The 23,937-nt window shown below is 68.4% G+C and carries 16 protein-coding genes; 12 read left to right on the forward strand and 4 right to left on the reverse strand.

Features of this window, described 5'->3' with window-relative positions; genetic code table 11:
* Positions 1–5: 5 nt before the first annotated feature.
* The 7 genes from FK267_RS08385 (at position 6) to FK267_RS08415 (ending at position 9,053) form a co-directional block, all read left to right on the forward strand.
* Positions 6–1,619 (forward strand): ABC-F family ATP-binding cassette domain-containing protein, encoded by a 1,614-nt coding sequence (locus FK267_RS08385; RefSeq protein WP_141406925.1) that lies wholly within the window; start codon positions 6–8, stop codon positions 1,617–1,619.
* An 80-nt stretch (positions 1,620–1,699) separates the two neighbouring features.
* Positions 1,700–2,515, forward strand: a complete 816-nt coding sequence (locus FK267_RS08390) for an MBL fold metallo-hydrolase (RefSeq protein ID WP_141406926.1) — start codon at positions 1,700–1,702, stop codon at positions 2,513–2,515.
* Positions 2,516–2,566: 51 nt separating this feature from the next.
* A complete protein-coding gene (gene hisS / locus FK267_RS08395) occupies positions 2,567–4,012 on the forward strand; it encodes a histidine--tRNA ligase (protein ID WP_075379236.1) in 1,446 nt (481 codons plus the stop codon).
* Entirely contained in the window at positions 4,009–5,805 is a 1,797-nt protein-coding gene (locus FK267_RS08400; RefSeq protein ID WP_075379237.1) for a dynamin family protein, read from the forward strand. Before hisS ends, FK267_RS08400 begins: the two co-directional genes overlap by 4 nt.
* Positions 5,802–7,496, forward strand: coding sequence for a GTPase (locus tag FK267_RS08405; RefSeq protein ID WP_075379238.1), 1,695 nt, complete (start codon positions 5,802–5,804; stop codon positions 7,494–7,496). The genes FK267_RS08400 and FK267_RS08405 overlap by 4 nt, the downstream gene beginning before the upstream one ends.
* An 84-nt stretch (positions 7,497–7,580) precedes the next feature.
* A complete protein-coding gene (locus FK267_RS08410; RefSeq protein WP_075379239.1) occupies positions 7,581–8,204 on the forward strand; it encodes a toxin-antitoxin system HicB family antitoxin in 624 nt (207 codons plus the stop codon).
* A gap of 114 nt (positions 8,205–8,318) precedes the next feature.
* The gene (locus FK267_RS08415) at positions 8,319–9,053 is read left to right on the forward strand and encodes a DUF4097 family beta strand repeat-containing protein (protein WP_075379240.1); all 735 of its coding nucleotides are present in this window, start codon (positions 8,319–8,321) and stop codon (positions 9,051–9,053) included.
* A 101-nt stretch (positions 9,054–9,154) separates the two neighbouring features.
* Here FK267_RS08415 and FK267_RS08420 read toward each other — a convergent pair whose 3' ends face one another.
* The 4 genes from FK267_RS08420 to FK267_RS08435 form a co-directional block, all read right to left on the reverse strand.
* A complete protein-coding gene (locus tag FK267_RS08420; protein WP_141406927.1) occupies positions 9,155–11,752 on the reverse strand; it encodes a DEAD/DEAH box helicase in 2,598 nt (865 codons plus the stop codon).
* Positions 11,753–12,057: 305 nt separating this feature from the next.
* Positions 12,058–12,939: an ABC transporter ATP-binding protein gene (locus FK267_RS08425; RefSeq protein WP_075379242.1), complete on the reverse strand. Its 882-nt coding sequence runs from the start codon at positions 12,937–12,939 to the stop codon at positions 12,058–12,060.
* A gap of 4 nt (positions 12,940–12,943) precedes the next feature.
* Positions 12,944–14,020, reverse strand: coding sequence for an ABC transporter permease (locus FK267_RS08430; RefSeq protein WP_101558131.1), 1,077 nt, complete (start codon positions 14,018–14,020; stop codon positions 12,944–12,946).
* Positions 14,021–14,026: 6 nt separating this feature from the next.
* Positions 14,027–15,217: an ABC transporter substrate-binding protein gene (locus tag FK267_RS08435; protein ID WP_009406218.1), complete on the reverse strand. Its 1,191-nt coding sequence runs from the start codon at positions 15,215–15,217 to the stop codon at positions 14,027–14,029.
* 593 nt (positions 15,218–15,810) lie between these two features.
* Here FK267_RS08435 and FK267_RS08440 point away from each other — a divergent pair.
* The 5 genes from FK267_RS08440 (at position 15,811) to FK267_RS08460 (ending at position 23,892) form a co-directional block, all read left to right on the forward strand.
* Positions 15,811–17,205, forward strand: a complete 1,395-nt coding sequence (locus tag FK267_RS08440) for an enterochelin esterase domain-containing protein (RefSeq protein WP_141407178.1) — start codon at positions 15,811–15,813, stop codon at positions 17,203–17,205.
* A gap of 408 nt (positions 17,206–17,613) precedes the next feature.
* Positions 17,614–20,112 (forward strand): hypothetical protein, encoded by a 2,499-nt coding sequence (locus tag FK267_RS08445; RefSeq protein ID WP_141406928.1) that lies wholly within the window; start codon positions 17,614–17,616, stop codon positions 20,110–20,112.
* Between the two features lie 178 nt (positions 20,113–20,290).
* Positions 20,291–20,980 carry a DNA-directed RNA polymerase II gene (locus FK267_RS08450; protein ID WP_175284673.1) on the forward strand — a complete coding sequence of 230 codons (690 nt, stop codon included), beginning with the start codon at positions 20,291–20,293 and terminating at the stop codon, positions 20,978–20,980.
* Positions 20,981–21,086: 106 nt separating this feature from the next.
* Complete coding sequence (gene aspS / locus FK267_RS08455) at positions 21,087–22,880, forward strand: aspartate--tRNA ligase (RefSeq protein WP_141406930.1); 1,794 nt, start codon at positions 21,087–21,089, stop codon at positions 22,878–22,880.
* A gap of 244 nt (positions 22,881–23,124) precedes the next feature.
* Complete coding sequence (locus tag FK267_RS08460; protein ID WP_141407179.1) at positions 23,125–23,892, forward strand: alpha/beta fold hydrolase; 768 nt, start codon at positions 23,125–23,127, stop codon at positions 23,890–23,892.
* The last annotated feature ends 45 nt before the right edge of the window (positions 23,893–23,937 follow it).

Raw genomic sequence — 23,937 nt, forward strand, 5'->3', positions numbered from 1 at the left:
GAGTCATGCCTGCGATCAGTTTCTCCCATGTCAGCTTCTCCTACACCTCCGCCCCCTTGCTGGAGGGCATCAACCTTACGGTCTCCGACGACGAACGCGTCTGCGTCGTCGGCCCCAACGGATCGGGGAAGTCCACGCTCCTGCGCCTGGCCACCGGTGAGCTGTCGCCTGACCACGGGACTGTCAGCGTGCCCGGGCAGCATGGCCCGCAGACGGCCAACTCGGAGGGGTCGACTGCCACGTCGATCGCGGGCTACCTCGACGCCGTCTGCGCTGAGACCCTGGACGCGCTTGATCGTTTCGAGCGCATGGGCGAGGCCATCGCCCAGGCCGGAGCTGAAACCGGCTCCCTCGCCGAGGAGTACGACTCGTTACTGACCCGGCTTGAGTCTCTCGATACCTGGAACCTTCCGGCTCGACGGGCTGAGGCGCTCGCCGGGCTGGGACTGGGGCGCGTGGATACAGGCCGCCTCGTCTCCTCCCTGTCGCCGGGCCAACGGGGGAGGCTGGAGATCGCCGCTCTGCTTCTTTCAGCCGGTCAGGCGCTGGTGCTCGACGAGCCCACCAACCACCTGGATGCCGGTAGCAGTAGTTACCTGAGCGAGATGATGGTGTCATGGCCCGGACCGGTCCTGTTCAACTCTCACGATCGTGCCTTCATTGACGAGGTGGCCACCGCCGTCGTTGACCTCGACACGGCGCCGTGGAAGGCACTCGCCACCGCCTCCGGGGACAGCGGCCCCATGGGTGCCTACCGGTGCTCGGGGCGATACAGCGACTACCTCGTGGACAAGGCGCACGCCAGGTCCTCCCACCGCAGTCTTCATCAGCGTCAGCAGGAGCAGCGGCGCAAGCTCGTGCGTCACCGTCGCGACTCCGAGATCGTTGGGCACAGCGGGGCAGCACCTCGGACCGAGGCCCGCATGGCCCGGAAGTTCTACGCCGATCGTGCCCAGCGCGTCTCCACCCGGCGTAAGACGCAGGACGACCGCCGGCTGGAGGCGCTCGCCAGTACCGAGGTGCGCAGGCCCCGCTCCTACGACCTGCAGCTACGTCTGACTGAACCGGCGCTGCGAACAGGGATGGCGGTCTCTGCCCGGTCAGCTGCCGTACCCGGGCGCCTTGCACCGGTCACGGTCGATGTCATGGCAGGCGAGCACCTGCTGGTCACCGGCGCCAATGGGAGCGGCAAGTCCACGCTTCTGAGCTGGATGGGTAGGCGGTCAGCTCCCACGGAGGACTCCGTCGGCGGCCTCACGGTATCCGGTTCTGTGTTCGGGATACCGCAGCACCTGCCGAAACTCGGTGACCCAGGGGTGGATGAGAACGTGTGGACCGAGGGGATCGGGGACCGCGGCCGGGGGTCTCTGCACCCGCGCCTGTGGAACCGTCCCATCAGCGAGCTCTCCGACGGCAACCAGCGCCGCGTTCAGTTGGCCCTGGCCGCTGCTGCTGGGTCTGAGGTGCTTGTCGTCGACGAGCCCACGAACTACCTGGATCTGGACGCCCTCGAGATGCTCGAGGCCGCTGTGAGGACATGGACGGGCACGCTCATCGTCGCCAGCCACGACCGCTGGCTCATTGAGCACTGGTGGGGTCGGCGGCTTCACCTTCGGTGAGCCGGCCGGGTCCTGTGGACCTGAGCAGCTCTTTGACCCGTATCGACACTGTTCCCAGACGGCCCAAGTAGGGTGGGGGCATGATCTTGGAGCGCACCATCGCACCCGTGTTCGCCGCCAACTGCTACGTCCTGGCCGCAGGTCCGGGCGAACCCGCCCTCGTCGTCGACCCTGGAGCCGGTGCCGCCCGCGGGGCGCTGGCCCTGCTTCGCTCCCATCGGCTCACCCTGAGCGCCATCCTGCTCACCCACGGTCACGCCGACCACGTGTGGGACTGCCAGGCGCTCATCGAGGCCGCCCACGCCGAGGGCCTGCTCACCAGTGACGACGCCGTCGACGTGCCGGTATACATCCCCGAGCGCGACCGCTACCGGCTCGAGGAGCCCGACATCACCACCGGTATCAGCGCCAACGGCATGACCTTCACCGACATGGCCGGCAGTGAGTGGAAGCAGCCCGCCGACATCCGTCTCTTCCCGGGAGACGGCTTCTCCCAGGCCATCGAGCTGGCCCCCGGTATCGCGCTGCGCGCGGTCCCCGCCCCGGGCCACTCGGAGGGCTCCACGCTGTTCTTCTTCGAGGCCCGCCTGGCCGACAACGCCTTACTCTACGAGGCCGAGGTCATCGATGACGACCCTGCCGTTGCCGACGAGGAGCACTCCTACCTCATGGCCCTCGACGGCGACGTCATCTTCAAAGGTTCCGTCGGACGCACCGATCTGCCCGGCGGGGACCAGGTGCAGATGCTCGCCACCTTGCGCTTCCTGGCCAACGCCGTCGACCCGGCCACCATCCTGTTGCCCGGGCACGGCGCAGTGACCACCATGGAGCACGAGCACCACGGCAACCCCTACCTCGCCGAGGCCAAGATCCGTGGGGGAGACCTCAAGGCCTGATGGCGCCAGGGCCCGACGGTGACGCGCAGGCTCACTGCTCGTCATGACACAATGCGGACCATGGCACAGGTACGACAAGCTCTCTCCTCACTGTCCGGCTTCCCCGAGTGGCTCCCCGCGGGCCACATCGTCGAGCAGCACTTCGTCGACATCCTGCGCCGCACCTTCGAGCTCCACGGCTTCAGCGGCATCCATACCCGCGCCGTCGAGCCACTGAGCGAGCTGACGAAGAAGGGGGAGACCTCTAAGGAGGTCTACCTGCTCAGCCGCCTTCAGGCCGATCCTGCCGACGCCGAGTCCGAGACGGAGCCGCGCAAGCAGCTGGGGCTCCACTTCGACCTGACCGTCCCCTTCGCCCGCTACGTCGTGGACAATGCCGGGCTGCTGACCTTCCCCTTCAAGCGCTACCAGATCCAGAAGGTCTGGCGCGGGGAACGGCCCCAGGAGGGACGCTTCCGCGAGTTCATCCAGGCCGATATCGACATCGTCGGTGACGGTGCCCTGCCGCTCCACCACGACGTCGAGGTCCCCCTCATCATGCACGAGGCGCTCAGCGCCCTGCCGGTGCCCGCGGTCACCATCCACGTCTCCAACCGCAAGGTCGCCCAGGGCTTCTACCAGTCGATCGGCATTGACACCGACCGGCTCATCGAGGTTCTGCGCGTGGTCGACAAGCTCGACAAGATCGGTCCCGAGAAGGTGGCCGCCGAGCTCACCCAGAGCGTCGGCACCACCGCGCAGCAGGCGGCACAGGCCCTCAGGCTCGCCACCATCACCGGCACCGATGGTCAGGACGTCTCCGATCAGGTCCTGCGGGCGCTGGCCGGCGCCGAGCCCACCGAGCTCCTCATCGAGGGCCTGGCCGAGCTGACCGCCCTGCTCGAGGCCACTGGACGCCGCCGCCCCGGCGCCGTCATCGCCGACCTCAAGATCGCTCGCGGACTGGACTACTACACCGGCACCGTCTACGAGTCCTTCATGGCAGGCCACGAGGATCTGGGCTCAGTGTGCTCCGGGGGCCGCTACGACTCCCTGGCCACCAACGGCAAGCGCACCTTCCCCGGTGTGGGCATCTCCATCGGCCTGTCCCGGCTCCTGGCCCGCGTCATCGGCGAGGGCCTGGTGCAGGTCAGTCGAGCCGTGCCCACGACGGTGCTCGTGGCCGTCACCGACGAGGCCCACCGCTCGGCCTCTGACGCCGTCGCCGATGCGCTGCGCGCCCGCGGCATCAGCACCGACGTGGCCCCCAGCGCCGCCAAGTTCGGTAAGCAGATCAAGGCCGCGGACAAGCGTTCCATTCCCTTCGTGTGGTTCCCCGGTTCTGAGGGGGCCCCCGACTCGGTCAAGGACATCCGCTCCGGCGAGCAGGTCGAGGCCGACGCCGCCACCTGGCAGCCGCCCGCCGAGGATGCCGCCCCCCGGATCACCGTCAGCCCGGCTGCGGATTGCTCCCCGGCCGATGGCCAGGACGGCTGCGAGGTCGACTCAGCCTCATGACCACGAGCCGGAGCGAGTCCAGCAGCACGCACCACGTCCAGCAGGCGACCATGGCGCTGTCTGCTCTCCGGGACAGCCTGACGGCCCTGTCCATGCCCTATGTCCTTCAGGGAACCGCCGCCGCCTCGGACAAGGCCACGCTCATCCGTGACCAGCTCGGTGACTACGTCCTTCCCCGCCTGGCCAGCCTGGACGCACCGCTGCTGGCCGTGGTGGGCGGCTCGACCGGGGCCGGCAAGTCGACCCTCGTGTCCTCGCTCGTTCGCCGGCATGTGGCCAGGGCCTCGGCGATCCGCCCCACCACGCGCCGCCCCCTGCTGCTGCACGCACCGACCGACGCCGCCTGGTTCGACACCGACCGGGTCCTGGGGTCTCTGTCGCGCATGCGCGTGGACGCCGACGCACCGGCGAGCCCGGCCACCGATCACACCCCCAGAGAGCTCGAGCTGCGGGCCTGCGAGGGGTTGCCCGAGGGACTGGCGATCGTGGACGCACCTGATGTCGACTCCGTGGTCGAGGACAACCGGGACCTGGCTGCCACGCTCCTGGCCGGGGCGGACCTGTGGATCTTCGTCACCACGGCGGCCCGCTACGCCGACGCAGTTCCCTGGGAGCACCTGCGGGCCGCGGCCGAGCGGCACATCACGGCCGCGATCGTCCTGGACCGCGTACCGCAGGGCGCGCAGATCGAGGTGGAGGCCGACCTGCGGCGCCGGCTCGCGCAGGCGCACCTGGCCGAGGCACCCGTCTTCACGATTCCCGAGACCGCTCTGGACGATGACGGCTTCCTGCCCGAGTCCTGCGTCTCGCCGCTGCGCCAGTGGTTGGGGGCGCTGGCCTCCGACGCAGCTGCTCGCCAGGACGTCGCGCACCGCAGTCTGACCGGCGCCATTGGTTCCCTCCTGGCGCAGAGCGAGCTGCTCGCCGTCGAGCTGGCCTCCCAGGAGGCCGAGCACGCCGAGCTGCGGCGAGCAGCCACCTCCGAGCACGATGACGCTCTCGAGCGCGTCATCGAGGCCACCGAGGACGGCTCCATGCTGCATGGCGAGGTGCTGGCCCGCTGGCAGGAGTTCGTGGGCACCGGAGACCTGTTCCGGTCCTTGGAGGTGCAGGTGGGGCGGGTCCGCGACCGCGTCACGTCGCTTCTGCGGGGACGTCCGGCGCCGGCCAAGCGCGTCGAGCAGGCGATCGGCTCCTCCTTGGTTGAGCTCCTGGTCGCCGAGTCCCAACGGGCCTGCCTGGCCACGGAACGCTCCTGGAGACGGGCCGGCACCTCCCAGCAGGCGCTCAACCGGGCTCTGGCGGAGGTGCCCAGTCAGACCGGCCTGGAGGTTGTCGCCGCGGCCCTCGTCCACGACTGGCAGCGTCAGGTTCTCACGCTCGTTCGATCCGAGGGGTCTGACAAGCGGCTCACTGCCCGTTTGCTGTCCCTGGGGGTCAACGGCGCCGGAGTCGTTCTCATGATTCTCGTCTTCGCTCACACCGGTGGACTGACCGGGGGAGAGGTGGGGATCGCGGGAGGCACCGCCATCCTGGCTCAGCGTGTCCTGGAGGCCGTCTTCGGGGACCAGGCGATGCGCGGCATGACCAAGCGGGCCCGGGAGGACCTCAGCGAGCGTGCCACGGCTCTGTTCGCCAACCAGGCGAAGTGCTTCACCGACGCTCTTCCGCTGCCCACCCCGAGCGCGGACACGCTGCGAGAACAGCTTCGGGCCTGCCAGGAGGCGGCCACGTCCTTGCGCGTCCTGCCGGCTGCCCGCGGTCGCCGTACGGCCGGGAGGAGGGTCAGGTGACCACCGACCGCTCCGAGGCGTTCGACCTGCCTCAGGTTCTTGAGGACCTGGCCAGGGCGGTCGACCTGGGCGAGCAGCTCGGTCTGCGCGAAGAGCTCACCCAGGCCCGGGACGTCCTCACGCAGGCCTCCCACCGACGGCGTCTGGCGCCGCAGACCACGGTGGCGGCCCTTCTCGGGGCGACCGGGTCGGGCAAGTCCAGCCTCACCAACGCCATGGCCGGCTCCGAGGTGTCCCGAACCGCCCGCACCCGCCCGACGACGACCCAGCCCCTCGCCGTCGTCCCGGACACGGCCGCTGAGGCCACTGAGCTGCTGGACTGGCTCTCCATCAACCACAGAGTGCGCGTCGACGGCGGCTGGGCCCTGGGCGAGACGACGGTGCTGGTCGATCTGCCCGACATCGACTCCGACGAACCCGCGCACCGGGCCATCGCCGAGCGCATGGCGGGCAAGGTCGACGTCCTGGTGTGGGTCCTCGATCCGGAGAAGTACGCCGATGGCGTCGTTCATCGCGACTTCCTCATCCCTATGGCGGCGCACGCCGAGGTCATGGTGGTCGCCCTCAACCAGGTGGATCGGCTCGACCCCGAGAGCCGGGACGCAGTGCTCGCCGACCTCAGAAGGATCCTGGACCGAGAGGGTCTTGGAGCCGTCTCAGTGATTGCCGTCAGCGCCCGCACCGGACAGGGCGTAGAGACCCTGGCACGCACCGTGGCCTCGGTCGCCTCGAACAGGCTGGCCAGTGCGCGAAGCCTTGCCGCCCACGCCCGGCGCGCAGCCAGCGAGCTGGGCGAGCGCACGGGGCTCATCGCTCCATCCGGCCGTGGTGCGCCAACACCGGGCCCGGCCGCTCAGCAGGAGCCGCAGGTACGTCATTCCCTCACTGCTCTACGGCAGGCGGCCGCGAGCCTCGCCGGGGTCGACGTCGTCTCGCAGGCGGTTGAAGGATCGGACCGTCACCGGGCCCGCACCCGAGTCGGCTGGTTCTGGCTGCGGTGGATCGGACACCTCAGACGCGATCCGCTTCGAGCCCTCCACCTGGGGACCGGGCGTCCGCCGGCCCCGAAGTCCGCAGACGCGGAACGATCCGACGGCGCGACGGGCTCCGGCGTCATCGACCTGACCTCCCTGCCCGCCGCAGGACCTGCCGCAACGGGCAGGCTGCGCAGCAGTGCTCACGTCTACGCCGTGGCGGCCTGCTCCGCCCTGCCCGGTGACCTGGCCGCTCAGGCCGTTCTGCGCAGCGACGAGCGCGCCGAGAGGCTTGCCGAGCCTCTGGAACTGGCTGTGGCCCAGGTGGACTACGGGACGTGGAAGCGCCCGGTCTGGTGGAAAGCTGCGAACGTGCTGCAGTGGGTGACCGCACTGGCTGCGCTCATCGGCGGGTTGTGGCTGGTGGCCATTCACGTTCTGGAGGACTACCTCCTGCTCATCAGCATCGACGTTCCGCGCTGGGGGGCAGTCCCCTGGCCCACCGTCCTCCTGCTCGGAGGCCTGCTGATCGGACTGGTCCTGGCGGGTCTGGGGACGTTCCTGGCCGGCCTTCAGGCCAGGCGTCACCGCAGGCGGATTGTCGAGCGCTTGCGCCGGGCCACCGACGAGGTCGTGAACGCCGAGCTCATCGAGCCGCTCAGGGCCGAAACACATGGATGGGTGGAGCTCGCGCGGATTCTGGAGCGAATCGCCTGATGTGACACCATCATGTTCCGATCTGACATCAACTTGACACCAAACTCTCTTGGCTGGGGTGGCTAATAGTGTCATCATGGTGTCATGCATGTGGATGCCTACACCGAGACCCTGCGTCGTACCCTCGTGGAGACCTCGTCCCTGGGTGACGACCGGACCCAGGACGTGGCCCGCTCCCTGGCGGCTGCACTCGATCCGGCGCTGCGCCTCGTCGCCCTGCAGATGCTCACGGACACCGCAGATGAGCTCAACGGCGAGCTCGACGGAGCTCATGTCGCCGTTGTGATGGACGGTGCGACGCCCCATCTCCTGGTGACCCAGGCTGATCGGTCTGATGAGCGGGAGCAGGACCACGTGACGGGCCCGAACCGCCATGCCGAGACTCCGGTGCACGCAGTACCTGAGGTGGAGGAGGGCCCGGAGGTCCGCACGACGCTGCGCCTGCCCGAGTCACTCAAGCAGCAGATCGACGCCGCCGCCCGGATGCAGGGACGTTCGGTCAACGCCTGGCTCGTGGAAGCGGCTCGAGGTGCGCTGTCTGAACAGTCGTCCGCGTCGGGCTCCCGGCGCCCGCCGAGCACCGGGAATGACTGGGCGGGGTCTGATCGCTCTGCGAGTGGCTCCGACGGAGGACGCCCCACCGACTGGCGTGCCGGACCGGCGCAGCACCGGAGCTCGGGGGCGACGCTCACCGGCTGGTTCGGCTGACCCCGTACCAGCGCGCCGTCGTGCCACTGATCTCACCTGATCCCAACGACTCACCCGCTGGATGACCACATCGTGGCGGTCCGCGCAGATACCTGAAACCTGAGGAGACCACCCATGCCGATCTGGACCTTTGACCTTCCCGATGACGCTCAGCCGAACCTCGTCCTGGACCTGTCCACCCTGAGCGTGGTGACCGCGCCTGGGACGGGAAGCGCGATCACCGTCGAGGCCGATGAGAGCCTGACCCCCCTCCTGGACGTCACCGCCGACGGGGCCGAGGTGAGCATCCGCCAGATCGCTCTCGTGGGACGTGAACGATTCGCTGGCATCTGGCCGTGGGGCCCGCAGACATCTCGAGTTCGGGTCACGGTGCCGCACGGCACGCACCTGGATGCCCGCCTCGATGCCGGATCGATCAGCGCTGAGCACTCCTGGGAGCACGTGCAGATCCGGACCTCGGCGGGATCGATCCGGCTGGGCGACTGCATGAGTGCGCAGGTGCACGCCGACGCCGGCTCCATCGTCATCGGCGCCCTGCATGAGGGGAGCGTGCGGGCCCAAGCCGGTTCTGTGCGCATCCGCTCGACCTCCGGCACAGTGTCTGCCCACACGGAGGCCGGCTCGGTCAAGATCGTCGAGGCCCGTGAAGGAACCTTGGATCTGTCCAGCGAGATGGGAACCGTGTCGGTGGGAGTACCCGAGGGAACCGCGGTCCTGGCCGACTGCCACTCCGACTTCGGTCGAGTCGCCACCGACCTGCCCCGCCAGGAGCGCCCCGATGCCCTCGAACGACGCCTCGAGCTGCGGGCCCGCACCCAGATGGGGACCGTGCGGGTGCGCAGGGCCTGAGCACCCACCCATGCGACGACCAGATGGCGGAGTAGGGGAAAAGTAGTGGGGGCGGCAACACATGTCGCCGCCCCCAACCGCATCAGAGGAGTCCTCGGGACTCAGCGCTCGCCGCGCCCTCCACGGAAGCCGCCCCGGTGGCCGCCGAAGCGGTTCTGGTTGTGCTCGCCGTAGCCACGGCGCTCGCCCCGGTGCCCGTCGCGGTCGTAGCCGCGGCCACCCCGGTCCTCGCGCCGGCCACGGAAGCCGTCCCGATCGCCACGGCGCTCATCCCACCGACGGTTGTCACGGCGCTCCCCGCGCTCCGAGCGGTCGTAGCCGCCCCTACCACCGCGCCCATCACGGTCCTTCCAACCGCGCTCGCCGTCCTCACGGCGAGGACGGAAACCGCGCTCCGACCGCTCGCCGCGGTCGCTGCGGTCACCACGGTCCTTGCGGTCCTCCCAGTCACGCCGCTTAGGACGCCGCTCGGCGCCGTTGGGGCCGGACCAGCCGTGCCCCGGACCCTCGTCGGGACGGATCCGCAGCTCGCGGCCAGCAAAGGTCGCCCGCCCCATGACGCTCAGCTGCTCGGGGCTGAGGTCGGCGTAGATCGTGACCAGGGAGAAGGACTGAAGGATGTCGATCTTGCCGATATCGGAGCCCTCGATACCGCCCTCGTTGGCCAGCGCGCCCACGATCGTTCCGGGCAGGACCCGGTCGCGGTGCCCGACCTCCACGCGGTAGACGGTCCCGGGGCCCTCGTGCTCGCGGCGCCCGGAACGCGTGGCCGAGCGGCGTCCCTCGCCACGGTCTCCTCGCTCTGCGCGACGGCCCTTCTCCCGGCCGCCTTCGAAGGAGGCCGACAGGAAGGTCCCCTCGGAGTCGAGGTTCTCCTCCCGGCGGGCGCGCTGGGGGCGCTCACCGCCCCGCTCCTCGCGCCTGCGCGGTCCCTCGTCTCCCACGGCCAGGGCCAGCAGCGTGGCTGCCAGCTCCTCGACGTCGATGTCCAGCTCCCGGGCGGAGTCAGCGACCAGCGGCAGGTACATGTCCAGACGGCCGCGCTCGTGGCGGGCGGCTGCCTTGGACAGGAGCTTGCGGGCGCGGTGCTCGGAGACGTCCGCGGGGGAGGGCAGGGTGATCTCCTCCAGACGGCTTCCGGTGAGGCGCTCGATCTGGCGGAGCTTGCCCTTCTCCTTGGGGGTCAGGAAGGTGACGGCCTCGCCGTGGCGGCCGGCGCGGCCCGTGCGACCGATACGGTGCACGTAGGCCTCGGCCTCGCGGGGCACGTCGAAGTTGACCACCAGGCCGATGCGGTCCACGTCCAGGCCTCGGGCGGCGACGTCCGTGGCCACCAGCACGTCGAGGGTGCCGGCGCGCAGCCGCTCCACCAGGCGCTCGCGCTCGCGCTGAGGCACGTCACCGGAGATCGCGGCGGCCTGGATGCCCCGGCCCGCCAGCTCGATGGCGACGTCCTCGGCCGTGGACTTGGTCCGCACGAAGACGATGGCGGCCTCGGCGTCGGTGACGGCCAGGACCCGGGAGACGGCGCCGATCTTGTGACGGAAGGGAACCACCGCGTAGGTCTGGTGGACGGTGGCGACAGTGGAGGCCGGCCTGGAGACCTCGACCTGAACGGGCTCGTGAAGGTGCTGGCGCGCCACGGCCTGGATGGCCGGCGGCATCGTCGCGGAGAACAGGGCGGTGCGCCGATCGGCGGGAAGAGACTCCGCAATCGTCTCCACGTCCTCGGCGAAGCCCATCCGCAGCATCTCGTCGGCCTCGTCCAGCACGAAGTAGCGCACGTCGTCGAGCTGGAGCGCGCCCTTATCAATGAGGTCGATGACGCGGCCGGGAGTGCCGACGACGACCTGGGCGCCGCCCTTGAGCGCGCCGATCTGGGGGCCGTAGGGGGCGCCGCCGTAGACGGCCACCACCTCCAGTCCGCGGGAGCGGGCAGCCATATCAGTGATGGCCTCGGCGCTCTGGAGCGCGAGCTCGCGGGTGGGGGCCAGAACGAGCGCCTGAACGACGTTGTCACGCGAGTCGACGGCGTCGAGCAGCGGAAGCCCGAAGGCCGCCGTCTTGCCGGTTCCGGTCTGGGCGACGCCGACGACGTCACGGCCGGCCAGCAGAACCGGGATCGCCTCCTTCTGGATGGCGGTGGGGGTCACGAAGCCCATGTCGGTGACGGCCTTGAGCAGGTCACCGGGAAGACCCAGGTCGGCGAAGGTGATCTCCTCATCCTCGTGAGCGGTCCTCACCTCGCTCTTGTCCCGGTCGCGCGGCGAGGCGGCGCGCTCGACGTCGCGCTGGTGGCTGTCGGAGTCGGCATCGGTGTCGATGAAGGGGGTGTGGCCGTCAACCTCGTCCTCATCAATGTCGACGCCGTCGTCCTCATCGGAGTCGTCGATCCCGTCCTCCGGGTCGGCCTCGGGGAGATCTCGGTCGACGTCGTCCGCCTCCTCCTCGTGGTCGACGTCCTCCGGGTCCTCAGGGGAATCGGAGGAGGCGGGAGTGGCGAAGTCCTCGGGGGAGGAGGTGGTGCCGTCGCGGTGGTGCGGCGCGGCGACAGTGCTCTCCTCGTCGTTCTTGGTCGGGCCGGTCTGCTCGCCGCCGGAGAGCTCGGCGGAGAAGAGCGCATCGAGGCTGAGGGGGCCGTTGCCGTCCTTGCTCTGAGCGTCGGAGGCGCCAGGCGCAGTACTGCTGGAGTGAGTCATGAAGTTATCCCATATCTGTCCCCATGAAGATGGTGGGGACCGCGGCGGAGTGTGGGGGAGGACCTTTTGTCCTCCGCTCTTTGCCGTACCTGGCCCACCACACTCGCCCCGCACCCGGACTGGCCGGGTGACTCATGGGCTAACACGCACAGACTCACGGGATACTCGTGCCGCACACCGGGTGCGGCAGGACCCGAACGGGGTCAACAGGGCACGGATCGCTCCTGCGCCCAGGCTACGGGAGAATCAGCGGAACTCCGCGCTCCACGGGCTGGATCACAGGTGAGGTCGGTCTCGTGGCCCGTTCACCGCCCCAGCAGGCCGAGGATCTTCCGACGCAGCTCGCGGACCTCGTCACTCGACTCGTCGTGCTCGGGTACCTCGATGTCGGCGACGATGCGCGCGGGGCGCTCTGACAGGACGACCACTCGGTTGGACAGGCGCAGGGCCTCGTCCACGTCGTGGGTGACCAGGACGGCGGTGAAGCGCTGGGACTCCCACAGCCTGAGGATCTCGTCCTGGAGCTGGAGGCGTGTCAGGGCGTCGAGCTTGCCCAGGGGCTCATCCAGGAGGAAGAGCCGGGGCCGGTTGACCAGGGCTCGGGCCAGTGAGGCCCGTTGAGCCATACCGCCCGAGAGCGTGGAGGGGTAGGAATCGGCGAAGTCCCGCAGCCCCACGATCTGCAGGGCCGCCTCCACCCGGCGCCGGTCGCGCTCCATGCGGTTTCTTGCCTCAGGGCCCAGGGCGACATTGTCCCGCACGGTCCTCCACGGCAGCAGCGTGGAGTCCTGGAACGCGAGCGCGCGCAGAGGCGAGGGCCCGGTCACCTGCTTGGAGTCGACGGTGACGCTGCCCTCGACGGGCTGCTCCAATCCGGCCAGCAGTCTCAGGATCGTGGACTTCCCGCAGCCGGACGGCCCCACGAGTGAGACGAACTCCCCGGGTGCCACCGTCAGGTCGATGTCATTGAGGACGGCAAGCTGATCCGGCTTGGCAGCCTCAGCCTCATAGCGAGCCCTCGCAGCGGGGGAGAACCGGCGCAGCAGCAGATGGAGCCACCCGTGCTCCAGGTCATGGGACAACGGGTAGCTGTGGGAGACACCAGCGAGATCGACCTGTGCCCCGCGGGGGACGGACGGAGTCGAGACCTGCGGCGCGGCAGTAGCCGCCGACGAATCAGCAGACATCGGTTCACCACCTCACAAGGTTCTGCTGCCATGCCAGCAGCGAGGAGCGGATCTTGAACAGCAGGACCATGAGCGTGCGGCAGAAGGTCACCAGAATGATGAGGCCCACGTACATCCGGGGGTAGTCCGCCCAGCCCTTGACCCAGTTGATGTACCAGGCCAGGCCCTTGTCGACGCCGGTCAGCTCGGCGGTCATGAGGGCGGCGAGCGAGGTTCCCAGTCCCGTGAACAGGCCGGTGAGCATGTCTGGTAGCGCGGAGGGAACGGCCACTCGTCTGATAAGGAAGAGCTCGTCGGCTCCCAGTGTGCGGGCCATGTCGATGTAGTCACGGCGCACGGAGCGAACTCCCGCGCGGGTCATGGTCGCCATGGGGAACCAGGCGCCGAAGCCGACGATGAAGGCTGCCGAGGTGTACGTCGTCGGAAGCAGCAGCAGCGCCAGCGGAAGCAGAGAGGCCGCGGGAACTGGGCCGATGGTCTGAAGGAGCGGATGGAGCCAGTAGTCGGCGCGCCTCGACCAGCCCATGAGCAGGCCTGTGAAGAACCCCAGCACCGATCCGGCCGTGTACCCGATGATGAAGAGCAGCGCCGAGGCACCCAGGCAGCTGAGCAGCAGCCTCCAGTCTCCGAGGAAGGAGGCAATGAGTACTTCTGGGGCGGCGAAGTACGGGGGCGTGAGCAGTCCGAGCTTGGATGTTGTCAGCTGCCAGACGATGAACCATGCGCCGGCGGCGTTGATCCAGGGCAGGAAGTGCGTCAGGGACCTCGCTGCCGAAGAGGCCGGTCGGACCCGTGCGGTGAGTGTCCACGCGATCAGGGCGGTCAGCCATGCCCCGGCAAGGACTGCGACTGGAGTGGTTGACTCCTTGCGGAGAAGGTCGGCTTCCGGCAGGGCGATGAGGAGGACCAGGTAGGCCGACCACAGGAATAGCGCCGTCGTGCTCACAAGCGCGCCTGCGCTGGAACGGCGATCGCTTGGTGCGCTCTGCCTGGCTGTGGAGGAGGGCGGTCGTGGATGCCCATCGTCGACGGGCTTGGAAGACGCGGTCGATGCGGTCGCGGGAGTCACTTCAGTGGGCATCGTCACTCAGTCCTTGATGCCGAGGTCGGCAACGACGGTGTCGGTCAGCTTCCGGGCGGAGACGTCGGATGCGATGAAGCCGGTCCCCTTGAACTTCTCGATGCCGGGCTCGATCGCGGCCCGGAACCTGGAGGCCGAGGCCTTGAACCCGTATGTCTTGAGCACCCGGACGACGACGTCCTGGTCCGCGGCGACGTAGTCGTTGTCAACCTCGATCTTGGCGATCTCCTCGATGTGGCCCGGTACGTAGGCCGAGCCCTTCAACCAAGCCTCGGTCAGAGCCTTCGCCTCCTTGGGCTGCCGACGTACGAAGTCCCCGTTGAGTGCCACCGAGCAGCAGAACTCCTCAGCGTCGTTGTTGGCCAGCTCACGGGCCGTCCCGTTGAAGACGGGAAGCAGCGGTCCGGGGTCAGAACCCATGATGGCGTCCACCTGACCGTCAGTCAGTGCGGTCCCCAAGGAGTCCGCATCGACTGTGCGCCACGTGATGTCGCCTCCGTCCGGCTTGACGTTGATGCCGGCCTCGGACAGCCCGATCGCGAAGTAGGCGAAGGCGGATGACGACAGTGACGGCACGCCGATGGTGGTGCCTTTCAGGTCAGCCAGCTTCTGATACGGAGAGTCCTTGCGCACCACCAGGCGCAGGCAGCCGGCGTGGAGCCCCGCGGTGAGCCTGGCGTTGAGGCCGTTGTAGATCGGCTCCAGCCAGGAGAAGAAGATTCCCGGAGCGCCAATGTACTTACCGGCGCCCACGCCGTCCTTGGTGTCCTCGGTCTGCTGGGTGCGCGCCAGCGTGACCTTCAGTCCCGCGTCGTCGAAGAAACCCCGGTGGTACGCGGCGTACAGTGGTGCGGCGCAGATGTCGCCGCCAATCACCAGGGGGAGTGCCTCGTGGGCTCCGATGACACCCTGGTTGGTGCGCCGAATCGTCAGGTACGCGCCGGTACCGACCGCGGCAGTGGCTGCGAGTCCCCCAATCGTGAGTAGCGTGCGCCGTGACGGTTTGCCGCGATGCGACTGATCCGTCTCATTGGCGTCGGGATCATCGATGTCGTCATCGGCTGCCAGAATCGCGGCGGCGTTCTCAGCCGTGACCTCCTGAGTCTCCACGACCTCGGCCTCCGATGGGACGGAGGACAAGGAGTCGGAGGACTGGGACGGATCGGAGGAAGAAGAGGACGACGAGGACGTGGACATGGTTTCTCCTGTAGTGGTGGGAACGGGCCTCGATGCGCATGACGCAGCAGCGTCCCAGTGAAAATGGTGGAGGAGGAGCACGAGAAGCCGAGCGGAGCAAGCCGAGTAAGTGCGGACACAGCCTCAGGCCATCAGAGCGTGTGAAAGGGCGTCTCCGTACTCTGGCGAGCGGAAAATACGCGGCACGGGAGCCCACGACGTCATGGCCGGTTGTCGTTCTCGGCCGGCGTCAACGCTGCTTTGAGGCGTCGTCACGCTCCCCGGGCAGGTTCAGCGCCGGGGGGAGGGGACGGAATCAACAGGCTCGACAACAACACATCTGCGCACCACACATGACCGCGAGCGCCTGTGCGCCAGGAGCGGTTGTGGCCGTAAGAACGATGTGCGTCATGACGACTACCCTACGCCACGCTCCCCGGAACAATGCAAGCCTGCCATGCGTCCCATGATGCGAGCCTCCCATCGCCGGATCACTGTGGAACCGATACGTGGAACCGATACTGAGTGGCTGTAAAGTCGGCGACGTGAGTGGGGGGTGTGGCGATCAACCGCCTGTGCCGCAGGCACGGTGGAGACAGCTGGCCGCGACTCCTGTGGCCCAGGACGGTGGCCCGCTTCGCATCACCCCGGCGTGGTGGCCTCCGGTTCCTGACGATTCAGCCTTGGCCGCTGCCGCGGTGCACGGCACTCCCGTCCTGGGGGAGGGACACATCATCAACGGGGTTGAGATGGTGGAGGCGAGCTTCCTGTGGCGTGATGACCACCGGCACGGCGCCAGCCCCAGTGTGCTCATCCATCTCAATACCCTGACCGACAACCATCGCGCTCACATCGCGCCGGCACTGGCCGCCCGGGTTCCCGGGACCGGCTGGTGGGCGCTTCACGTCCTGCTGCCGCAGGATGCGCTCTTGAGCTACCGGATCGTTGTGACTCATGACGCCCTGCCTGACGATGCCGGGGCCCGACGCGAGTGCTGGAAGCGCGTTCATGCACTGGGACGGCCCGATCCTCTCAATCCCCACCGGCTGCATGACGGCTTCGGTCTGGTGTCCTCGCTATGGGCGGGCCCCAAGGCCATGCTGCACCCGGATTGGATGATCGGCTCGGGAGCTTCGGCAGAGGGGGCGTGGCAGGCGCTGAGCCGTCCCCAGGATGAACACGACAGGTACGTCCTCCGGTTCGACCTGGAGAACGAGGTGCTCACAGACTTTGATGAGCCGGGAGACCCCGGACGGCGAGTCACACTGTGGTGCGGGGGCCGTGTCCAGGAGGGCTCCTGCGGGCACAGTGAGCGGGGTCTGCTGATCCTGCTCGACGGAAACATCTGGCGTGGTAACCATGCCGTCGATCACCTGGCCCCCAGATCCCGCCAATGGGATGTGCTGCTCATCGACTCCGGCAGCCTGGCCATGCGCTCACGCGACCTGGGGGATCCGCGACGCAGCAGAGAACTGCTCCGTAGGTGTCTGCAGGCGGCACATCGGGCCGTCTGCGGACGAGGCTGCAGGATAGCTGTGTCCTCTGAGGATGGTGCTGGTTGCATGTGGCGCCCGGATCGGATCGTGGTGGCTGGGCAGTCTTTGGGAGGGGTTGCTGCGGCCGACCTGGTTCTGCGTCATCCCGAGCTGGCTACTCGTGCCATTGTCCAGTCCGGATCCTTCTGGCTCGGCTCTCAGCGCCGAGGCGAGGGTGAAGGGGAGCTGCTGCGCTGGTTGCGTCACCGCTCCGAGGCCCGGAGCCTGCAACGCCCAAGAAGCGACCAGCATCCTCATGATGGCCATGGGCTGGGGGCGCGACTGGTGGTCCAGTGCGGGGTCCATGAAGACGGCCTGCGTCAGGGGGCTCGCACCGTCTCAGAGCTTCTTGGGGTCGAAGGAGCGCTGCTCGAGTATCGCGAGGAGCGTGGCGGGCACGATTACGCCTGGTGGCGTCATGCCTTGTCGTGGGGGCTTGACGCTCATGAGCAGGACCTGGGGTTCTGCTCATGAGCCACCTGAGGTGCTCCGCGTGCGGCTGTCGCCAGCTCGGGGCGCGCTGCAGGGGCGGATCTACTGCGCAAATAAAACCGTGACACAAAAGAAATCTTGGCAACAAAGGGGTCACGTATCCCAATTTATCGTTACCATTGCTCGAGTTTCCTCAAGTCTCCCGGTTCTGAATGGTCTCAACCCGACCGATTGACGGGTTACCGCTGTGTATACTTAACCCGGAATCGACAACGCGGACGATGTTTTCGGGTGATAGCGGATTCTTAGAAGGGAGGCGTCCGTCTATCATCGTTCGCGAAAGGCAGTCGCGCCTGCTTCGTGGTGCGTCCTTTCCTCGTGCATCTCGGTTGTCAACCATGTGCTGTACGAGTAAGTCCATCTGCCCCTGCCCATGAACGAGACCACGTCATGCAATACGCTCAGCGGCTGCTTGCCGCCCTCCCTTCCATCAGGAGCGGCCTGCGCGCGATTCTTGCTGTTCTGACAGCCTTCGGCATTGTTCTGGCCACCGCCGGTGTTGCCGCCATGCCCCTTTTGAATGCAGGCAATGCTGTTGAGGACTATGAGAGCGGCTCGGCCTGCCACCCCGCAGCCAGAATGGTCTACCCCGAGGGCCAGTCGGCGCCCGAGTACGTGGTGCCGGTCTATGAGACCGGGTTCGGCGTGGGGGTCGAGTCGATCCTGTCGGGCTGGTGCAGTTCCGCTGGGGAGGTCCTGGAGGACCCCACCATCACGCTCAACGTCGTCGAGGGCAGGACCGTCACTCCCTACCTGCTTCCAGGTATCAAGGCCGAGCTTGAGCGTCCGGCTCCCGCCAACGGCGAGCAGGACGTGTTCATCCCGACTGACTACCTCGTCAAGGGCGTGCGTCAGGCCACCGGAGACAAAGGCTGGGAGGTCGGCACGAAGGTCTTCAGCCTCACCTACACCAGTGGAACGGTGAGTGCGACCACGGGCCTGTTCTCCTTTGTCAAGCAGGACCCGGATGTCATCAATCCTCCGGCTCCCGAGCCGACTCCCGAGCCGTCGCCGGAGCCGACTCCCGAACCCTCTGCGGAGCCCACCGCGGAGCCTACCGCGGAGCCGACTCCTGAACCCTCTGCGGAGCCGAGTGCTGCACCCGGTCCGGAGCCGACTGCTGAACCGACGGCCGCACCTACTGCGGAACCGGCTCCTCATGCCTCGACTGAGCCGTCGCCGGCACCCTCGGCGTCTCCCACGCCGGTACCGACACCGACGCCTTCACCGAGTCCCTCCGCGGCACCCAGTCCGTCGGCAGCCCCCTCACCGACTCCTTCTGCGGCGCCCAGCCCGACGGCCAGTCCTTCCGCGGCTGCCTCACCCAGCTCGTCGCCCTCGCCTTCCAAGTCGCCCAAGCCGGCTGCCTCTACCCAGCCGAGCGCGACCGCTAAGACGTGCCAGGTCAAGCCCGCCGTCCAGGTGCTCGGTTCCGATGGCTCGGATCTCCAGGGGGTAGAGCCCTCCTACGACCCGGATACTGCAGTCAGGGTCCGGGGTACGGGCTGGTGCTCGCAGGGGACGATGCTCGACGGCGAGAAGCCGGTCGAGATCAAGGTCGCGGCCTACGGCGGGTACGTGGTTCCGGGAACGCTCTCGGTTCCCGTCACCTTCCGTCACGGGTCCTTCGACGCCCAGCTCAACCTGTCGGCCCTCTACGCCGGGGGGAAGGTCGACAAGGGGCGCTACTACCTGCAGCTCTCGCCCATCGATTCCGGACTGACGGCCGCGACCAACATCTTCGCCCTCAACAAGGCCGTCGCCCCGCAGCCCACGCCGGAGCCGTCCCCCGCGCCGAGCCCGGCTCCTACTGCGACCGCGGAGCCCTCGGCCACTGCGGAGCCCACCAGCGAACCCGCACCGGAGCCGACTGGTTCACCCACCAGCCCTGCTCCCGCACCCTCGGCTGCTCCGTCGTCGGAGCCCTCCGCCTCGCCCTCCCCCACGGCCCGCCCCTCCGAGACGGCGTCCCCGGCTCCTGCACCTCAGACCACCGAACCCGACCAGAACGCTCCGAAGCCGATCCCGGATGACAGTGGGCGCCCCGGAACGGACAACGCCGCGGGCAACAACCCAGGTGGCAATCCCGGCGGCTCGGGTTCCGGCTCGGGCGCTGGTTCAGGTGCGGGCGCGGACACAGGCGCAGGCAGCCAGGCCGACTCCTCCGCGCCGCAGGCCCCCGATGCTGGATCGGACTCCCGTTCGACCTCGCAGGACGGCTCCGCCCAACAACCGGCCAACGCTGGGGCGGCGCCCGCCCCGAACGCCGGTGGCTCAGGAGGCGAACGCGCCCATGCCTCGGAAGACTCCGCGGCCTCGGCGCAGGCCTCGCCTGAGGCTGACGCGAGCTCACAGCGCACCGTCCGTCCGGACCGGAGCCCGGTGGCCCCGGTGACCAGCGCGGCCCACTTGAGCGCGGACAACGCCGGCTCCCTGTCCGGCTCCCGCCAGGGCAACATCGTCAACCTCGTCCTGCCCAAGTCCAAGGCGCAGGCGGGCGAGTGGGTCTCGGTGTTCGTCTTCCCCGGCGCCACCACGAAGGGATGGGTGCAGGTTGATGATGCCAACAGCGTCTCCATCGATATCTCAACATTCGACTCCGGCTCCTACGAGCTGGCGGTGGCCGATCGCGACAACAGCCTCCTGGGATGGGCGAAGCTGGAGATCTCCTCTGCGTCCTTCGATCCTCGCAACCCGGCACAGGCTCAGCTGCTGACCTTCCCGGACACCGCGGCTGCGCCCACCAAGGGCTTGAGTGCCAACGACATGCTCCTGGGGAGCGCCGGAGGGCTGCTGGTCGTCGGCGCCGTGAGCCTGCTGGTCGCCGCGTTCTCCGGGATGCCGCTGCGCGCACCACGGACCACCCTGCGGCTTCCGCGCAGGCGCTGAGACGGTGTACTAGGAGAGCGTCAATGACATCGTCAAGGGGCCGGAGCACGCGGCCGTGGAAAGGAGGTGTGAGCAGATGATCCGGATATTCCGGACGACTGAGCGCGTACGGCGTGAGCGGCGTCCCGTGCCGAGTCGGCATCGGAGTGCCTTGAGGCGCCTCCAAGGGTCACCTCGGATGCTGGTCATCGTCTGCTCCGTGCTCCTGGCATCCCTGGTGGCGGTGGTCTCCACGAGCCCCGTCGCCAGCGCGGACACCAAAACCGGTCCTTCCACCACAGGAACCGCCTCAACAGTCAGCCCCTCGACGGTCGCTGTCGGAGGAACGATCATGTACACGCTGTCGGGATTCCCCAGCGGCGTGACGGTCCAGGTCCTCATCGACGACGGTGCCCTGGTCGCCTCGCGCCCCGGGGAGTCCGAGGTGGTCACCACGATCACCGTCAAGAAGGACGGCACTGCCGCAGGCTCCTTCGAGCTGCCCGAGTACGTCGAGCAGGGCAACCACTGGCTGCGATTCCGGGTCTTCGGGGCCCAGGGGGAGAGCGGCCAGGAGGGCAACGCGGCGGACTACACCAACAAGAGCCCCTACTTCACGGTATCGGGTGTCACGGTCATAGGCGGGTCCGCCCCTCCCACCGTTCCGCCGGCTCCCACCCCACCGCCCCGTCAGGTCGCGGCCTCGGGCCGGGCCAACGGCACCGCCGCCGGCATTCAAGCCGCGGGGCCAGGTGGCGAGTCGGCCGGTTTCCCAATCATCGGTGCCTTCGTCCTCGGGCTCAGCGTGATCCTGGTGGTGCTGTCGGTGCTCGTGGCGATCAACCGTCGCAGGATGGCTGCCTATCAACGTCGTCGGGCCATGGCCTGAGGACTGAGACCCGAGCTCCTTGTAAACTGCCGCCGGCGCCCACCCGTCTCGTGGTGCGCCCCGACGGGCACCGGCTCAGTGCCCCACACGGAAGGAACTCAGCACCGTGCTGCGAACCCGAACCGCAGGCTCCCTGCGCGCCTCAGACATAGGCCAGGTCGTCACCCTCACCGGATGGGTGGATCGACGTCGTGACCACGGAGGCGTGGCCTTCATCGACTTGCGGGACGCCTCGGGGATCGCCCAGGTTGTCATCCGCGAGGAGATCGCCCACGACCTGCGCGCCGAGTACGTCCTGGCCGTCACCGGGGAGGTGAGCGCCAGGCCCGAAGGCAACGCCAACCCGAACCTGCCCACCGGCGAGATCGAGGTCGTCGTCTCCGACGTTGAGATTCTCAACGCCTCCGCGCCGCTGCCCTTCCAGGTCTCCGATCATGCCGAGGACGCCGGACAGGTCGGCGAGGAGGCGCGTCTGCGCTACCGCTACCTCGACCTTCGGCGCAGCGCCATGCAGCACGCCATCCGCCTGCGGGCCAAGGTCAGCCAGGCCGCCCGCAGAGTCCTGGACTCCCATGACTTCGTGGAGATCGAGACCCCCACCCTGACCCGCTCCACCCCGGAGGGCGCCCGCGACTTCCTGGTCCCGGCTCGACTGGCACCGGGCTCCTGGTACGCCCTGCCGCAGAGCCCGCAGCTGTTCAAGCAGCTCCTCATGGTGGCCGGCATGGAGCGCTACTACCAGATCGCCCGCTGCTACCGCGATGAGGACTTCCGCGCCGACCGCCAGCCCGAGTTCACCCAGCTCGACGTGGAGATGAGCTTCGTCGAGCAGGACGACGTCATCGCCGTCGCCGAGGACGTGCTGCGTGAGGTGTGGGCGCTCATCGACTACGAGCTGTCCACGCCCATCGCCCGCATGACCTACCACGACGCCATGGAGAGGTACGGCTCGGACAAGCCCGACCTGCGCTTCGGCTGCGAGCTGGTGGACCTGACCGACTACTTCAAGGACACCACCTTCCGGGTCTTCCAGAACCCCTACGTGGGCGCGGTCGTCATGCCCGGAGGGGCCTCCCAGTCCCGACGTACCTTCGACGCCTGGCAGGAGTGGGCCAAGCAGCGCGGCGCCAAGGGCCTGGCTTACGTCACCGTCGCCGAGGACGGGACCCTTGGTGGGCCCGTCGCCAAGAACATCACCGACGCCGAGCGCGAGGGCCTGGCCCAGGCCGCCGGCGCCGCGCCCGGCGACTGCATCTTCTTCGCCGCCGGCCCCGTGGACTCCTCGCGCGCCCTGCTGGGCGCCGCCCGTTTGGAGATCGGCAAGCGCTGCGGCCTCATCGAAGACAACGAGTGGTCCTTCGTGTGGGTCGTGGACGCCCCCCTGTTCAAGCCCTCTGCCGAGGCCAAGGCCGATGGCGACGTGGCCCTGGGCAAGTCCGCCTGGACCGCGGTCCACCACGCCTTCACCTCGCCCAAGCCCGAGTGCCTGGAGACCTTCGACACCGACCCGGGAAGCGCCTTGGCCTACGCCTACGACATCGTCTGCAACGGCAACGAGATCGGTGGCGGCTCCATCCGTATCCACCGCAGCGACGTCCAGGAGCGCGTCTTCAACGTCATGGGGATCGGCGAGCAGGAGGCCCAGGAGAAGTTCGGCTTCCTGCTGGACGCCTTCAAGTTCGGTGCTCCGCCGCACGGCGGCATCGCCTTCGGCTGGGACCGCATCGTCTCCCTGCTGACCCGGGCCGACTCCATCCGCGACGTCATCGCCTTCCCCAAGTCCGGTGGCGGCTTCGACCCGCTGACCGAGGCACCCGCCCCGATCACGCCCGAACAGCGCAAGGAGGCCGGGGTCGACGCCGTCCCGGACAACGACTCCGGCTCTGCGGCGCAGGGCTAACAGCAAGGGACGAAGCAAATCTGCGTTCGCAGGTCGCGTCGTTGGGTAAGGACCTGCGGACGGCGCGCTGATCCCGGCGCCGAGTTCGGTGCTCCCAAGGGTATCCCCCAGGGGAGTACCGAACTCGACGACTTTCACCTCAAGCTCTAGAAGACTCGCCCTCATCGGAATCGATGAACTCAGTGGGCACCGAGGTGAGCACGGAAGTCGTGTGCGCTCTTCGCCTACACTCGATGAGGTGACGATGCTTGCGTTGCACGAGTGGGGCGACCCGACGGGTCCGCCGCTGCTCTTAGTGCACGGCCTGACTGAATCAGCTACCGCCTGGCCGGATGCCGTAGCCCGCTGGTCCTCCCAGTATCACGTCCTCGCGATCGATCAGCGGGGACACGGGGCATCCCCGCGGTGGGACGATGAGGCCCTGGCTCGGGCGCCGCAGACGATGCACGAGGACCTTACGAGGACATTGGCGCTGTTCCCGGAGCCGCCGGTCGTCGTGGCGCACAGTCTGGGTGGGCTCATATCGCTGCGGGTGAGTGTCGCCCGGCCCGAGCTGGTTCGGGCATTGGTCCTGGAGGACGTCGCGCGTCCCACCGGGCACTGGGCTCCGGCCCCCTGGTTCGTGGAGCATCAGGAGCACTTCCTGGACGCCTTCGCCGACGGCGGCGCTGCCGAGCGGGAACGTATGCGGCGCGAGACCTCATGGACCGAGTCCGAGATTGAGGCCTGGGCCGCGTGCAAGAGGCAGGTCGACCGCCGTTACATCCGCGAAGGTACCTATCTCGGCGAGGCCGACCTCGTCAGCGCGATCAACCGGCTGAGGGCGCCGACGCTCTACCTGGCGCCCCGCCGCGGTGACATGGCTCCTGACCCCTCTGAGGTGAGCAATCCGCTCGTACGTTTGGTGCTGCTCGACGGCGTCGGCCACTGCGTGCGGAGGGATGCCCCGGAGGCCTACCACGGGCTGGTCGATCCCTTCATCGAGGAAGTCTTCGCCAGCACCGGCCGGTGACTCGCCTCCCGGGGGCTGACCTGTTGACGTCGGCGCCGGCCAACG

This window comes from Actinomyces oris (genome assembly GCF_006546825.1).
Lineage (GTDB): Bacteria > Actinomycetota > Actinomycetes > Actinomycetales > Actinomycetaceae > Actinomyces > Actinomyces oris.